A 16343-nucleotide genomic window follows, 5' to 3' on the forward strand; every position below is an offset into this window, starting at 1 on the left:
ATTCAGCTATACTCATCTATTATCTTTTAAATCTATTTTGGAGTAATGGAATCTATTTTAATCTTATTTAATAAATTTGCAATCTCATCTATTTTAAATTCTAACTCTAATGCCAACTCTTTGTATTCTTTAAAATTCTTTAAAATACCAATGCAATATTTGCAATTTTTCAAATCCATTTCATAAAAAGCTTGTAATAATTTATAATAATACTTTTCTCCATCTTCCATCATATTTTTACTTTCTTGCAAAAAGCCCACAAATTGAAAATCTTTTTTTAATCTAAAAAATGTTTTATAATCCTTGTTTTTAATTGCTTGTAGAGCTTCATCTACCTTTTGCGGATAGGATATGACTTCTTGTATTGTGCGAATCTTTGATGGAATCTTTTTATAATGCATCATTACGGTATTTGCGTCGGTTTTTTTACCTTTTTTTACTAATTCCTTAGCTAAAATTAGCACTTTTCCAAATCTATTTTTAAAATCAATATAGCTTTTTAGCTCTCTAAGTATTGGATTTTTTGCTACCATAGGAATAGCACGAATCTCCATATTATTATTCATTAATTGTTGAAATTCATCAATTGCTTTAATATTTGCTATTAGGGTTGATATTTGATTGTGTTTATCTGGAATGTCTAAATATTTATTTAATATGTCTAATGCCATAAGTTGATTTTTACTACAAGCTAAGGCTTTTGCCTCTAAAATATCAGCCTCAAATTTTGCTTCTAATTGCAGATAAAAATCCTCATTTTGTAAAAATTTATTTTGTGCGACAAATTCATAAGCATCCGCTACATTATTATTTTGTAATAGTGATATGCCATATTCAACAAAAGAATGCAGATTGTAGGCACAAACATTTTTATCCACACTTGCCAACACAACTAAATCATTATCAATAATAAAAGATTTATATTTTTTATTTGGCATAAAGCTATCTAAGATTTTTTCCTCTTTAGAAAAATTCACTATGCCTATCACTCCATTATCATTGAGATAGAAAATATACGAATCTTTATAATAATATATATCAATAATTTGTGCGAAAGTGGCTTGAAATTTATGCACGATAAATTTTGTATCTGTATTTATAATATAAAGCACTCCATTTGTATCACCAAGTGCCAAAAACTTACAATCATCAAAAAATCTAGCACATTTAATAGTCGAGTTTGCCACACAAATAAGAACGCCTACTTTATCCTTGTATTTATCAAATAAAATAACACTTCTATCATATCCCACAGAAACGACAAATCTTTTATTGGGGCTTTCTTTGGCAAATAAAATAAAATCTTTATGTCTATTTGGTATATCAAGCAATTTGCCATTATAGATATTCCATCGGCTCAAAAGCCCATTTTTGCCACCTATTAGAATAGTATCGCCATTATCACTTATTGAAATACTCTCAATCTTAGAATCTTGAATCTTAAATGAGCGAATAGCCTTTGCTTGCTGTGTATCTACAACTATGGCATTTGATTCGCTTGTGTCTATATATGCAAAAAGTGGTAAGGATTTACATATAGAAATCTTGTAAGAATTAAATGAATTCTTTGCTATATTAATCGATATTGTTTTACTGCTATTATTATCTAAAATATCGCTAATCCAATAAACTTCTTCTTTAAAGTCAAATGCAAAAATGGAATTTTGAAAAAGATTTATAGAATCTGCACTAAACTCATTTGATATATTAAATACCGGCTCAATCATTATCGTTCTTTATGGCAAGTATTTTTATAGAATCCACTTCTTTACCTTGCGATAGTGTTACTCTTTTGATGGCATTATTGGCACTTGCATTAATGTGGAATCTATGTTCAACACCATAGAAATTAATAAATCTAATATAAAAATCAACCATACATTTATTTTCAAATATGATTTGTATATCAAACATCTTTTCTAATTTTTTCCTTATTGTTTCGTTAATTATAGTATTATTTTTATCAAAGCTTTCCATTAGAGCATTGTATTCATTTAAAAGCTTGCTACTATTTTCTAGTCTTTGCATTTGTTTGTTTAATATATTTTTATTCCAATCATATAAATCGCTATCAATTAAATCTGTATGTTTTGCCTTTAATTGCTCATATAAAAATTGATTTTTAGTATGTTCGTATTGCAATTTATTACCACTTAAAAAGATTCCCTTTAATTTATTAAGATTAAAAATCTTATTTTTAAGGGAAATTAACTCCTCCTTAGCTTCTCCATAGAGGCAGGGATTTAGAATAAATTCATTATTTTTGCCAACCACATTTCCCACGACTAAAGATTCTTGAATAAATAAAGTATTGTTTGATTGAATCCGCGATATTTTACCTCGTGAAAAATATAATTTAGAGCCATTTACATAATTTATAAGCAAATCATCACATTCAATAAAGCTATTTTCGCAATATCTTATTTCCGCATTCTTTGCTTTTAACTTGCCTTTAAAGTGCAGTATCGAAGCTTTTTGCGTTTCGATATTACTTTTTATATGAACTTGCCCATTTATAAATAAATCTTTGGAGATAATATTCACAGCCCCAATATTCCCAATAATTTTTAGTTTATCGATATTTAGACTAAGTCCGGAGCTAATTATATCTTTTGTGAGATTATCATTTTTCACTACTAGAGAATCGATTTCTTGCTCTTGGATATTAATGATATTTTTGGAATTAATATTATCAAGTGTAACAGTATTTGAGATTAGCATAACCTTACCGACAATCGATACATAGCCATTTGTATCTGCTATATATAGAATCTTATTATCCCTCTCCTCTACTCTAATGCCATAACCCGCTTCAATCCCTATAGGATAAGCTTTTCCTATACCATAAATATTTCCATAAATATCCCTCCAAGGAGAATCATAAATAGGTTTTGTATAATCAAGCAAAACCTCTCCCTCGCTAACCTTAAAAAATCCTCCATTTAATAAAAGGCTATCGTGGGATAAAATGGTGATTTTATTACTTTTTGAGATTATTAACTTAACGGCAAGACTTTTTATTTTTGGCTCTAGGAGTTGGGAGATATTTATCGCATAGTATTCAGGATGACTTTCATTACTACGAAGTTTAGAAGCTATATCAATAATATCTGGATTTATATTATTCCATCCAAGCCCAATTATAATCCCCCTATACGCACATATATTTAATATAGTTTGTTTTATCAGCTTTTCTATATTGTTAGTTTGTGGGATTCTTTGTGTGTATATCAAAGCTTTTAATGTCGTATCATTCTCATTGCTTTGAAGTTGGATTAAAATAGGATAAAACGAACTTTGTCGTTTAAGAATCTCTATTGTGTAGCTTTGTATTATTTTGTATGTTGTATCTATATGTGAATTAATCTCAGCATTATCAATTAAGGTTCTAGCATTTGTATCAATAGAATCCTTTAATAAGAAAGTTTTATATGATGACAAAGAATAATCAAGCAATAATTCATTAATCTTGTATTCTAAAGCAAATTGCTTTAGAATCGATTTAATATTATCGCCATTACGAAAATGCCTATTTTCCATTAATCACCTAAAATAATAATTAGGGAATTTTATCAAAAATATTCATCAAAAGTTTTTGTCATTCATATTTTTATAACTTTTAATTAAAATACACTTACAATCTCACCTTTATAATTTTGCTCTATAAATTCTTTTGTTTTAGGACTTAAAAGAGCATCTTTTAATTTTAGTAATTTTGGATTATTTACATCAACACTCCTAACAACCAAAATATTTGCATAAGGTGAGCGAGAATCTTCCAAAAATAACGCATCTTTACTGCTTAGATTTGCCTGCAATGCGAAATTGCCATTAATCACTGCTCCATCAACATCAGCCAATACTTTTGGTAACATCGCAGCTTCTAGCTGTTTTATTTTTAGATTTTTTGGATTTTCTATAATATCAAGTTCAGTGGCATATAAGTTTGTAGGGTCTTTTAGCTTTATAAGCCCATTATTATGTAATAAAATCAATGCCCTCCCACCATTACTTGGGTCATTTGGAATGACTATTTGAGATTCTGGTTTTAGCTCATCAATATTTGTTATTTTTTTAGAATAAAATCCAAGTGGCTCAATATGGACTTTTGCAATGGATTCAATTTTTAGATTCTTATCTTCAACCATTTTATCTAAATAAGGTTGATGCTGATAGAAATTCGCATCGATTGAGCCATCATCAAGGGAGAGATTCGGTAACACATAATCACTAAATTCTACAATCTCTAAATCTATTCCATCATTTTTTAAATCTTCTTTTATATTTTCTAAGATTCTTGCGTGTGGATTCGGGGTTGCTCCAATTTTTATAGTTTCTAATATTTCATTAGATTCTACATTAGATTCTGTGCTAGATTCCCCACCACAAGCCACAAAGAAAACTCCAACTAACGCCACAAAAACATATTTTATAAATTTCATATTTTCTCCTTTTTATTAATTTGACTTCGCGGACTAGCCAAGCTAGTCCTTGCGATAAGGGGCTTTGCCCCTTTAAACCCCCTAAAGCTACCCACCAATAGTGGGAGAGGCAAAACTTAGGTTTCGCCGACATTAGCGGAATCACTGGTTTTTTTAGATAAGGGGCTTTGCCCCTTTAAACCCCCTAAAGCTTCATTTATTTAGGCTTCGCCTAAAAAACGAGAAAGGTTAAGGTTTTTATTTCGTATTCTGGCACTACTAGACTTTACGACAAGGGATAATTTCTCAGCTACCCACAAAGTTTTTGCGGGAGAGCGAGAAAATAGCTCTCACACCAACTCTATCTGCCAATAGAAACTCACTTTATTGCTTCCCTAAAAATTATTTGTATGAGTTTCGCCAAAGATTCTACCTTAATTTTTTGTTACAGGCACGATTTCGCCCTTATATTTTTGCAAGATAAATTCCTTTACTTCCTTACCCAACAACACTTCTTGGACTTTTAAAATATTTAGATTATTTTCATTGCCTTTTTTAGTGGCAAAAACATTCACATACGAACTTTTATCATTCTCGTGGAAAAATGCCTCTTTGATACTCATACCCGCTTGAAGTGCGTAGTTTGCGTTAATCACCGCCGCATCAACACCATCAACAATTTTTGGTAACATCGCCGCTTCGACTTGGTGAAATTTGAATTTCTTAGGATTTTCGATTATATCAAACTCGGTAGAATCCAAATTATTCCCATCTTTTAGCTTAATTACGCCATTATCATGGAGTAAAATGAGTGCGCGAGAGTAATTCGTAGGGTCGTTTGGAAGTGCGATTGTAGAGCCTTTTTTTATAGAATCTACACTTTTATATTTTTTAGAATAAAAGCCAAGAGGCACGACATACACAGGCTCTAAAGCTATTAAATCAAAACCTCTATCTTTATTTGTTTTCTCTAAATAAGGCTTATGCTGATACATATTTGCGTCGCTTGAGCCATCATTTAGGGCGATATTTGGCGTAACATAGTCGGTGAAACTCTGCACGATTAGATTAATCCCCTGTTTTGCCAAAAGTGGTTTTGCAAACTCTAAAATCTCTGCTGCTGGAACAGGCGTAGCACCGACTTTCACATCAACTAACTTGCCATTTTCTGCCATTAAGCTAGTTAAAAAGACTAATAAAACAAATGCGATTTTTTTCATATTTTCTCCTTTTTATTTTGACTTCGCGGAGGAACTAAGTTCCTCCTTGCGACGAAGGGCTTCACCCTTTCGAAACCCCTAAAGCTACGAATATTTTTGCTAAAGCAAAAAATTCGAGAAAGCTAAGGTTTTTATTTCGTATTCTAGCACTACTAGACTTTACGACGCTTTCAAAACCCCAAAACAAGGCTTTAGCCGAAGTTTCCTGTCAAAGCTATCCACCAAAGGTGGGAGAGGCGAAACCTAGTTTCGCCGGCAATAGTGGAATCACTAGTTTTTTAGCTAAGGACTTAGCCCTTTAAAACCCAAAGTGTAGCTTCCTTAAGCATAGCTTCGTGTAATATTGGCTTTAGCTAATTTCTTTGTCAAACCCCAACGACGCTTCTTGCGGTGTTATGCTTCGCCCAGAATCTAAGCTAATCTAAAAATTGCAAAGTAATTTTTAAGAATCTCGAAAAAAGGCGGTTGGTAAAAAATGCATTTTAGCCACCTAGCAAAGCTTTTTATTACTCCACATAAAATCAATAATCTTAGATTCTAGAATCTAAAAACCCTTATTTTACCTATATTTTCTTAAAAATTTCACTACCAAATCCCCGCTTGTTTGAATGATTTGCACTAAGATTATAATCGTAACAACGGAATACATAAGCACATCTGGGCGATATGTTTGATAGCCAATTCTTATCGCCAAATCTCCCAATCCACCCGCTCCAACTGCTCCTGCCATAGCCGAATAACCAATTAAACTTATTATTGTTATGACTATTGCATTGATTATCGAGGGCAAAGATTCAAGAATCATCATCTTTACAATGATGAATTTTGTTGCACCCATACTTTTTGTAGCTTCTATCAAACCTTTATCAATCTCATCAAATGCCCCCTCAAAAAGCCTAGCTATAAATGGTGTAGCTGAAATGGTAAGCGGAATTATCGCTGTTGTGCTTCCCACACTCGTCCCAACAATCAATCTTGAGAGAGGTAAAAGTAATATGATTAAAATAATAAATGGGAATGAGCGGACAATATTGACAATCCCACCTAGAATCTTATTTATCTTAGGCATTGGTAGAATGGAATTTTTCTTTGTAATACATAGAAATACACCAAGCGGAAGTCCAAAAATCACCGATAAAATGCAAGAAACTGATACCATATAAAGCGTTTCTAATAATGCTTGTAAAATACTATCAAATATCATTTAGCATTCCCTTATAGTAGAATCTTCTTTAGATTCCACTTTTAGATTTTGTATCGTAATGCCCTGCCCTTTTAGCCATTTTAGACATTCATCTACTATAAAATCATTCCCTAAAAATTTTACCACCAAATGCCCCACTTCCGCACTTTGAAACTCCTCGATACTACCACTTAAGATATTTACATCAATATTAAATTTCTTAATCATTTGGCTAATAAGCGGACTAGAGGCGTTTGGACCTGTGAAAATGACCTTATAAACATTGCTTTTATCGCTTAGTTTATCGATGATATTTTTCTCACTTAGTGGCGGTAGATAGGAGATTAGCTCTTTTGTAACTGCTTCTTTTGGATTGATGAAAACCTCTTCTACCTCGCCTCTCTCGATAATCTCGCCATTATTAATTACACACATTTTATTGCAGACCTCTTTTACAACCTCGATTTGATGTGTGATTAGCACCACGCTCAAGCCAAAATCGCTTTGAATCTTCTGCAACAAATGCAAAATTGACTTCGTAGTCTTAGAATCTAGTGCCGAAGTCGCCTCATCGCAAAGTAGCAAATCTGGACTATTTGCCAACGCCCTTGCAATCGCTACTCTCTGCTTCTGTCCGCCACTTAATTGGCTTGGGTAATAATCCACCTTATCACTTAGTCCAACTACCTCTAAAAGTTCATAAACACGGGATTTTATCTTGGATTTTTCCCATTTTGCAATCTCTAGGGCAAATGCCACATTTCCAAACACATTCCTAGAGCTAAGCAAATTAAAATGCTGGAAAATCATACCTATTTTTTGTCTGGCTAGTCGTAATTCGCTTGGATTTAGCTTACTTAAATCCTTGCCATTTACGATAACCTCGCCGCTACTAGGCGTCTCTAGCAAGTTTATAATCCTAATAAGCGTAGATTTCCCCGCCCCGCTAAAGCCGATAACGCCGTAAATATCGCCATTTTCTACCTCTAAATTGATATTTTTTAAAGCATGGAATCCATTTGGATAGATTTTATTAATATTATTTAGCTTAACTATTGAAAATCTCCTAATTATTTATTGAATTCCCTATTTTGGGATAAAAATAGATTTATTTTTAGGTTAAATTGCCCATAAATTCTTATAAAAAATATTGGGATTATAGCAGAAATTATTAAATCTTAATATGTATTTTTAAAAAAATGCTATATTTTTGCTACATAAATTAATTTTCTATTTGGCTTAAAGCTCGTATTTTAAGGATTTTATTAGATTTTATTTCACAAAGCATATTATCTATAATAATTTTAATTTTGCGATTATTTCTGCCAATGTTGGCAAATATGTGGAATCTAGCGAAGAAAATGAGAAAAAAGCCATTGCAGAATCCGCCATAGAATCCAGCGTAGATTCTATGGAATCCACATTGGAATAATCCGCTACAGAATCTAGCATAGAATCTACAGCATCCACACTAAATTCTTTAGATTCTAGCAACCCCAAATCGCCCAAAAATCGCAATATAAATAAAAAACGCCAAGATTCTAGAATCCAAGCTAGATAAATTAGGCTATCTCTACTTTAGATTGCGTAGTAATAAGGCATAAGTGTTACAATCTAGCAACAGAGCAGTTTTTATTATTTATATTGCGGATTTGGCGGAGTTTTTAAATGCGGTGATTTTGTGGATTTTGGCTAAAGTTTGGATTTCATATTTTGCAAGAATTGTAGAGCTTATTTAAGAATCTTATAAGGCTAGGAGAAAGTTTATAAATTCTGCTATACTCTAGGCTTTTAATTTTATGCTTAAAGGGAAAGAAATGCAGAGATTGCAGATAAAACATATTTTTTATTTTTGTATGGTTTTAGTGCCATTTTTGGCTATTGTGCTTTTTAATATCAATAGAGAATCACTTTGGGGAGATGAAGCCTTTAGCGTTATGACAATAGGGGGGGGGGAATCCCAAATGGAATCTAAGTCAATTTTGGGAGATAATATTCTACGATGTCCATCCATTTTTATATAATCTTTTACTTCTTTTCTATTCGAAAATCTTTGGCAATAGCGACTTTATTTTAAGATTTTTTAGTAGCATTTGGATTATTTCTTGTGCTTTTATAAGCTATATCTTGCTACTTAGGTTTATAAATTTTAAAACTGCCTTAATATTTCTTGCTATTTTTATGCTAAATCCAAATACTATTTATTACGCCCAAGAGCTAAGAAACTATGCAATGCTACTTGGAAACTCAAGTATATTTTGCGTTATTTGCTTTATTGTTTATAAAATAATGCAAGGGAAAATAGACAGAAAATATGCCAATAGATTCTACATCGCCCTAGCATTGCTTGGTGTAAGCTTGGTTTTAACGCATTATTATGCATATATTTTTATATTCTCAAGTGGGATTATTATGATTTGCCTTAGTCTAAAGCAAAAAAGATTTATAAAACAAACATTGCTAACATTTATTTTTATTGGACTAGTTGGGATAATATGGCTTGGTGTGCATATAGAAATTGGTGGCTTATTAGATAAGATTCTAGATTCTCACAAGGGGCTTACTTGGGTTCATGATGGGAATCTATTCTCATTAATATTTTCTATTATATTAGCTAGTTTGGGGAAATATGGCTGGGGGATTTTTATTATATCTTGCATTTATTTAGTAGTGAAATATAAGCTGGAGTTTATAAAGATAGTAGCAGATTACTTGCCTTTTATCTTGATTATTATCTTAGAGCTTGGGATTATTAGCCTTATATATCATTTTGGGACAAAGACAATGACAACTAGATATTTTGTGATGCTTTATCCATTTATTTATCTTTTTATAGCAATTGTTTTTAGCATATATTTTAAGAATCTAGTTCCAATTATTTTATTATCTGCACTTATCTTGCATTCGATTTATTTAAGCCATATTTATAAAAAAGAAGATATTAGGGCTGCAAGTGAGTATGTAAGGGGAGAATTTAATCCAAAAAATTGCAAATTACCGATTGGTTGGATTGCCTATGCTAGGTATTTGCCAGAATATGAGATTATAGAAAAGCCTATTTTGCAAGAAAATTGTGATTTGATTTTCTTTGGTGTGGATAACTCTAGTGATTTTAAATCCACGATTGAAACCTTAAAGCAACACAATATTAGCTCATACAAGATAAAAAGCTTTAATGGCGGAATTGTGGTGGTTAAAGATAATTGATTTATAGAAAATGAAAAATAATGATTATTAATCAAATAAACTTCGCTCCACACCCTTAAGTCGATAGAATCCAGAATCTATAGATGCGATTTCCTCTAATGTATCGCGGATTAAATCCTTGCTTGGGATTATGCCATTTTTAAGTAGCGGGATAACCTCCAAGCAAATATCATCAAAACTCACTTTTTTTCTCTGTCGTTCGCAACTTCGTAAAAATGAAATAATAAAATATTTAGTCCTATCTCTAATATCTATAGTATGATTTTTGAATTTTTCACCTTTTTTGATATGGTATTTTTTACTCGTCTCATCGTAATCAAAATGCTGATTTATAATTGGCGTTAGATTCTCAAACATTTTTCCTAGTTCGTGTAAAAATCCAAGCTCCAAGCCTTTTATAGTAAGCTCACCATAGATTTCCTCTAAACTCGCCCCATTATCTTTTGCAATAATTGCTTCAATATTATTCATAACCAAGCCCAAAATATCGCCAAACTGCTCTTGGGTTCTTGCTTTTGGCTTGTCTATTTTTTTGAAATGCATTATAAGCTGTCCGCTTAGCACGGTGAAAGGATTTTGTCGTTTTTTAAAGGTTGTTTGCCCATTATTTTGCCTAACACTTCCAATATATTCAAAGCCGATTTTTTCTGCCTCTTCTACTAGAATCTGCCATAACTGCGGGTCTTGGTGTTGAAAAACAAAGCTTAACCATCGATTATATTTTAATACCCTATACATTTCTTGTAGGCTTTTTATCATTAGTTCGTGGTATTGTGCCCTACTTTTTTCTAAGCTACCTTTTTCTATACATTCTTTTTCTCTTAAATTTTTATCCACTTCAAAATCAAGCCAAGCATTCCACATTGTGCTTAAATCAAGGTAGGGAATCTTAGCTCCATAAGGTGGGTCTGTATAAATATAATCAATGCTTTTAGATTCTATTTCTTTTAGATTTGTTGCGTCTGCTTGAAAGATTTTTTCAGTATTTTCTATAGATGAATTGCTTTTATTTGATTCCCTATTCTTTAGCGTAGAGCCTTGAAAATCTTTAATAATATCTTGCATTGAATGGGAGTAGAGTTTATAAAATATGGGGTAGTTTTCTAACTCCTCTTTACCTTTTATAACTCGTTTAATTTTGCCTCTAAAAACATCATCTATATTAAGAAAATCCGGTTTTGGTGCTATTCTATAACGATAATAGCGACTTATTGCAGATGCTGGACCCCCTTTTGGGGTATTATGATATGTTAAATTAATCAAGGTAACCGTATTATAAAACGCCAATAATAGGCTATATCTAAGATTTCTTTTATGGATTCTAGATTCTTTATTGCCACTTGGAATGGTTTTTTTAAAAATAATTTTTCGCAATATTGCAAGTTCTGCTAATTGCATAGGGCTAAATAGCTTTAAAAGCGAATCCACATCGCTACCTTTTGGCAATATCTCATCTTTTGGAATCCACAGTAAATCTTCTTGTTTTTTAATACTAGCAGTTTCACCAAACTCCTTGTCTATGGCATTTGGATAATATGTTGCATTTTTTAGAATCTCTTTTGCTTGATTTTTATCTTTTGGCTTTAATGTTTCCAATTCACTTATAATCTCTTCGCTTAAATCATAAAATTCGCCTAGATTCACTTTCGCACTCAAAGCTTTTGTTAGAAAAATCGAAAGTGGATTTAAGTCTGTGTGGATTCCAAGTCGATTATTCATCATCGCTTCTATAGCAGTTACGCCACTACCGCCAAATGGGTCGAAAACAACATCTCCTTCATCAGTAAAATTCTTAATATTTAAAGCCACTATATCCCAACTCTGCCTTGTAAAATACGCCGTGCAACCAAAATATCTCGCTTTTGCTTGTTTTTTTGGATTATCAATTGTTTTTGGCAAAGGGCGAGAAAGATACCATTCATCGTCTTTTTTAGGGCTTTTTAGGTTGGGCGTTAGTTGTTTTAGTGATTGCAATGGAGTTGTGAGATATTGCTTTAAGAGTGGAAATTTAGCTTGAAATTCATCTCTTAGATTAATCTCTAGCAATAGATTCTGCCCTAATGTCTCAAAAAGCATAAAATAATATCCATTGCAAAGGGCATAATAAGGGGATTTAATATCTGGATTGATAGCGTAATAAAATGCTTGTCGCTCGGCTTTAGAGCCTAAGTTTATATTTATATTTGGTGCTTTTGCATCTAATACACAATGTGGCTTAGAATCCACATAAAGCACATAATCTGGGAATCTCGTTAATGTGATTTTTTGATTTGAGCCGAGTATGGTTTGGCTTGTGATTTTTAGCGAGAGAGCTAATTCTAATGGCTTTGGATTTTTAGAATCTTTTGCGGTAAAATCGCAGTGTTGCAAGAGTGGCATAATGATAAATTCCCTAATGGAATCTTCCTTAATCCCCCCCCCATATCGTCTAATAAATTAAAATTTATCATAGTTTGCCTTTGAGATATTTATAAACATTGTCAATCTATACGATAGTGAGCCCCAAGGCTTTCTTTTCGATTTAATGCTTGGGTGATTATTTGTTTGGCGACTAAAAGTCTTAGTTTTAATAATCTCCCAATCTCACTAAGAAGCATCACTTCAATCCCACCAAGTGCAGAATCCAAACCACTTTGCGTTCTTGCTATGCCGACTTTATTCCACATAATTTCTCGTAAAATATTTTTTAATCGCTCATCGCCATCTTTTTCTAAGATTTCATTATTTAATGGAAAGTGTCGTTCTCCTGTGCTAATTGTGGAATCTATGATATTATTTGCAGCGATTTTGCCAAATACAAGTCCCTCTAAAAGCGAATTTGAAGCAAGTCTATTTGCTCCGTGTGTGCCGTTATTCGCACATTCACCTATTGCATAAAGATTTTCCATATTTATTACCCTAGCATCTACATCTGTGGCGATTCCGCCCATAGAGTAATGAAATGCTGGTGAAATAGGGATTCTATCTTGCGGAATCCTAAGCCCATAAGAAGTAAGCTGACGATAGATATTTGGAAATCTACTCTTAAAACCATCTTCGCTAAAATTACTTAAATCCATATATGCTTGTTGCTTATTCTTCATACAATAATCAAAAATAGCCCTTGATACAATATCTCTTGGTGCTAATTCACCCCTTTTATCATAATCAAATAAAAATCTCTTATTATTTCCATCTACTATCATTCCTCCATCGCCTCTAACTGCCTCGCTAATTAGTTGTTTTCTGGCGTGTGGAGATTCCACATAAACGGTTGGGTGAAATTGTAACATCTCCATATCTCTTAATTCCAAATTATGTTCTAGCATAATCCCGTGTAAATCACTGCTTATTGTATATGCATTTGTATGATACTTGAATAATCCACCTACTCCGCCACTGGCTATCACAACATTATTAGCATATATATTTAGAATCCCTTTTAGTGTCCTAACACAAACACCATATACTTTTTTATCCTCTATTAATAAGTCTATAATAGTAGCATTCTTCCACAATGTATGTTTAAGATTCTTGATTAAATGAGTATGTAGCATTCGCCCTGTGCCATCTCCATTGCTATGAATTATCCGCGATATGCTATGTCCGCCCTCTTTGGCAAATAAGATATTATTATTAGAATCTCTATCAATATTAAAATCTTCTTTTATTAATTCATCTAAAACTTCCAAACTACCTTCACTTAAAAGCTTGAGAGCATTTTTATTGTTTAGATTACTTCCTGCATCAAGTGTATCTTTGATATGTAAAGGAATATCATCTTTGCCATTTGCAATAGTGATTCCACCTTGTGCATAGAATGTATTGCATTCCCAAGGTTGAGCTTTGCATAATATCAAAACCTTAAGATTCTGTGGCAAATGCCTAGCACAATATAGCCCTGCAACCCCTGCTCCAATGATTATAACATCGTATTTCATTATTTATCTTTCTTCTATTGTTTTTGACGTTGTTTCTTGGGATTCTGTGGAATCATTTGAATAAAATGGGTCTGCCTTATAACCACAACCAGCTAAAATAAAACAAATAAAATATGCTACAATTACTCTATGAAAAATATTCAATCTATCATCTCCAATATTACAAAACAAAGTCAATTTAAACCTTTAAATAGATTTAAAATTATAAACAAACTAATAGCCACATTACCATATAATCTAAGAAAATCCGCTCTTTATTCTAGCATAAAAGGTGAAATGCTTCTAATCGCATTTAATCACCCAACAAGTGTGAGCGAATTTAATAATTATAAACAAAAAATTATGTTAGATATATTAGAGCAATTAAAGATTCTATATAAAGATACCAAATATTTTGATGAAATAAAGGATATTAAAACGATAAAAGCCTATTTGCCTAGAAATATTTTAAATAATTTTGATATGCCCGGAATGGAAAATATAACTGAAAATGCTATGATTGAATACTACAAAGAGCGTGCAAATGGTAGTTTTTATATCTCCAAAGATAGTCCATTTTATAATCACTTTAAGGAAATACAATCAATCATAAAAAATAATCAATGACATTAGTAGATAAAATTAAGCAAATGCCACCAAATAGTGGAATCTATCAATATTTCGATGCACAATCTAAGATTCTATATATTGGCAAAGCTAAGAATCTAAAAAAACGAGTAAAAAGCTATTTTAATATAAAAGATAATATTGTTTTACCCGCACAGAATCTAAGCCCCAGAATCTCAAATATGGTGCAAAAAATAGATGATATAAAAACTATTCTTGTTAATAATGAACACGATGCATTGATATTAGAAAATTCGCTCATAAAGCAATTAAAACCAAAATATAATATTTTACTTCGTGATGATAAAACATATCCATATATCTTAATCGATAAAGAAGTTGATTTCCCACGATTAGAGATTGTAAGAAAGATTGATAATAATAAAAATTTTCTATATTTTGGACCTTATTCAAGCGGGATAAAAGATATTATTGATAGTATTTATGAATTTATTCCATTAGTGCAGAAAAAAAGTTGTATAAATGCCAAAGAGGCTTGTTTATTTTATCAAATAAAACGATGTTATGCACCTTGTGTTGGAAAAATCAGCAAGGAAGAATATGCAAAAATATTATTAAATGCTATAAATCTTTTAGAAAATCCAAATAAATTAATACATATGCTAAATGATAAAATGCAAAACCTAGCAAAAGATTTACGATTCGAAGAAGCAAATATACTAAAACATAGAATCCAAAAGATAAAACAAATAGCAAATGTAAATGTGGTTGATTTAGCGAAATTATATAATTTTGATATTTTTACTATTTTGACAATGGATAATAAAAGTGTTTTGGTTAAGATGTTTATGAGAGATGGCAAGATTACATTTAGTGATTATTATTTTATTCATCATAATGATAATGATGTTAATCTAGATTATCTCTACACCCAAGCATTAATAAGCCACTACAAGCATAATCCGCCATTAAAGTTGGATTCTATCTTATTGCCAATAGAGTTAGAATCTAAGCAAGATATTATGGATTTTCTCTATTTTAATTTTAATAAAAAAATAAAGATTCTAGCACCAAAAAATGGCGATAAAAAAAATCTTATAGACTTAGCACTTAAAAATGCAAAAAATATCCTAGAAAACAATAAGGAAAATAAAATAGCAGAATCTATCAAATCCCTATTATCTTTGGAAAATATTCCTTTTAGGATTGAGGTATTTGACACTAGCCATCATAGCGGAAGTAATAGCGTTGGAGGAATGGTTGTTTTTGAAGATAATAATTTTGTTAAAAATAGCTATAGAAAGTATTTACTTCAAGGAAATGATGAATATTCACAAATGCAAGAAATGCTAACTAGGAGAGCAAAAGATTTTGAGCTAGTCCCACCGCCTGATTTATGGCTACTTGATGGCGGAAAAGGACAGATAAATATTGCTCTAGAGATTCTACATTCAAGTGGGGCTAATGTCGATGTAGTCGCTATAGCAAAGGAAAAGATAGATTATAAAGCACATCGTGCAAAAGGTGGGGCAAAGGATATTTTACGCTCCAAAAATTTAGAGATTCACCTTGATAAAAACGATGAGAGATTATTATTTTTACAAAAACTGCGAGATGAAGCACATAGATATGCTATAGCTTTCCATAGAAAGAAAAAAACAAATAGCATTAAGAATCTCTCCTACACACCATCACAATTGAAAAAATTATTAAATTATTTTGGTTCATTTGAGAATATAAACAAAGCTAATAAAGAGTTTATAAAGCAGATTCTAAGGCAAAAATAGATACGAATTTTTCTTTACTTGCAAATATTTTAAGCAAT

Annotated in this window: 16 protein-coding genes; 5 read left to right on the forward strand and 11 right to left on the reverse strand. The window is 31.6% G+C overall.

The window, feature by feature from the left end; translation table 11 throughout:
* Positions 1-32 precede the first annotated feature (32 nt).
* The 7 genes from CCY99_RS05005 to CCY99_RS05035 all read right to left on the reverse strand — a co-directional run bounded on the left by CCY99_RS05005 (position 33) and on the right by CCY99_RS05035 (position 8342).
* Entirely contained in the window at positions 33-1727 is a 1695-nt protein-coding gene (locus CCY99_RS05005) for a hypothetical protein (protein ID WP_112060316.1), read from the reverse strand.
* Positions 1720-3540 (reverse strand): hypothetical protein, encoded by a 1821-nt coding sequence (locus CCY99_RS05010; protein WP_112060317.1) that lies wholly within the window; start codon positions 3538-3540, stop codon positions 1720-1722. Before CCY99_RS05010 ends, CCY99_RS05005 begins: the two co-directional genes overlap by 8 nt.
* Before the next feature lie 83 nt (positions 3541-3623).
* Positions 3624-4442, reverse strand: a complete 819-nt coding sequence (locus tag CCY99_RS05015; protein ID WP_112060318.1) for a MetQ/NlpA family ABC transporter substrate-binding protein — start codon at positions 4440-4442, stop codon at positions 3624-3626.
* Positions 4443-4855: 413 nt separating this feature from the next.
* Positions 4856-5641: a MetQ/NlpA family ABC transporter substrate-binding protein gene (locus CCY99_RS05020; RefSeq protein ID WP_112060319.1), complete on the reverse strand. Its 786-nt coding sequence runs from the start codon at positions 5639-5641 to the stop codon at positions 4856-4858.
* Positions 5642-6200: 559 nt separating this feature from the next.
* Positions 6201-6845: a methionine ABC transporter permease gene (locus CCY99_RS05025; protein ID WP_112060320.1), complete on the reverse strand. Its 645-nt coding sequence runs from the start codon at positions 6843-6845 to the stop codon at positions 6201-6203.
* Positions 6846-7880 (reverse strand): methionine ABC transporter ATP-binding protein, encoded by a 1035-nt coding sequence (locus CCY99_RS05030; protein WP_112060321.1) that lies wholly within the window; start codon positions 7878-7880, stop codon positions 6846-6848. It abuts the gene before it with no gap.
* A 237-nt stretch (positions 7881-8117) separates the two neighbouring features.
* Complete coding sequence (locus CCY99_RS05035) at positions 8118-8342, reverse strand: hypothetical protein (protein WP_112060322.1); 225 nt, start codon at positions 8340-8342, stop codon at positions 8118-8120.
* 86 nt (positions 8343-8428) lie between these two features.
* Between CCY99_RS05035 and CCY99_RS09905 the strand changes: the two genes are divergently transcribed.
* The 3 genes from CCY99_RS09905 (at position 8429) to CCY99_RS05045 (ending at position 10031) form a co-directional block, all read left to right on the forward strand.
* Positions 8429-8563 carry a hypothetical protein gene (locus CCY99_RS09905; protein ID WP_258443503.1) on the forward strand — a complete coding sequence of 45 codons (135 nt, stop codon included), beginning with the start codon at positions 8429-8431 and terminating at the stop codon, positions 8561-8563.
* 78 nt (positions 8564-8641) lie between these two features.
* Positions 8642-8848 (forward strand): hypothetical protein, encoded by a 207-nt coding sequence (locus CCY99_RS05040; RefSeq protein WP_146744942.1) that lies wholly within the window; start codon positions 8642-8644, stop codon positions 8846-8848.
* Between the two features lie 25 nt (positions 8849-8873).
* Positions 8874-10031 (forward strand): hypothetical protein, encoded by a 1158-nt coding sequence (locus CCY99_RS05045; RefSeq protein ID WP_258443559.1) that lies wholly within the window; start codon positions 8874-8876, stop codon positions 10029-10031.
* Between the two features lie 27 nt (positions 10032-10058).
* Here the strand turns inward: CCY99_RS05045 and CCY99_RS05050 are convergent, their stop codons facing one another.
* Genes CCY99_RS05050 through CCY99_RS09565 form a run of 4 tightly spaced genes read right to left on the reverse strand, consistent with a single transcriptional unit; the run spans position 10059 to position 14095 of the window.
* Complete coding sequence (locus tag CCY99_RS05050) at positions 10059-12410, reverse strand: DNA methyltransferase (protein ID WP_112060325.1); 2352 nt, start codon at positions 12408-12410, stop codon at positions 10059-10061.
* Positions 12350-12481, reverse strand: coding sequence for a hypothetical protein (locus CCY99_RS09910; RefSeq protein ID WP_258443506.1), 132 nt, complete (start codon positions 12479-12481; stop codon positions 12350-12352). The genes CCY99_RS05050 and CCY99_RS09910 overlap by 61 nt, the downstream gene beginning before the upstream one ends.
* Positions 12482-12511: 30 nt before the next feature.
* Positions 12512-13951 (reverse strand): FAD-dependent oxidoreductase, encoded by a 1440-nt coding sequence (locus CCY99_RS05055; protein ID WP_112060326.1) that lies wholly within the window; start codon positions 13949-13951, stop codon positions 12512-12514.
* Between the two features lie 3 nt (positions 13952-13954).
* A complete protein-coding gene (locus tag CCY99_RS09565; RefSeq protein WP_181646854.1) occupies positions 13955-14095 on the reverse strand; it encodes a hypothetical protein in 141 nt (46 codons plus the stop codon).
* Here CCY99_RS09565 and CCY99_RS05060 point away from each other — a divergent pair.
* Both CCY99_RS05060 and uvrC read left to right on the forward strand, forming a co-directional pair.
* Positions 14081-14557: a hypothetical protein gene (locus CCY99_RS05060; protein ID WP_112060327.1), complete on the forward strand. Its 477-nt coding sequence runs from the start codon at positions 14081-14083 to the stop codon at positions 14555-14557. The genes CCY99_RS09565 and CCY99_RS05060 overlap by 15 nt on opposite strands.
* Positions 14554-16305 (forward strand): excinuclease ABC subunit UvrC, encoded by a 1752-nt coding sequence (gene uvrC / locus CCY99_RS05065; protein WP_112060328.1) that lies wholly within the window; start codon positions 14554-14556, stop codon positions 16303-16305. The genes CCY99_RS05060 and uvrC overlap by 4 nt, the downstream gene beginning before the upstream one ends.
* Positions 16306-16343: the final 38 nt, after the last annotated feature.

This window comes from Helicobacter sp. 16-1353 (genome assembly GCF_003288815.1).
Classification (GTDB): Bacteria; Campylobacterota; Campylobacteria; order Campylobacterales; family Helicobacteraceae; genus NHYM01.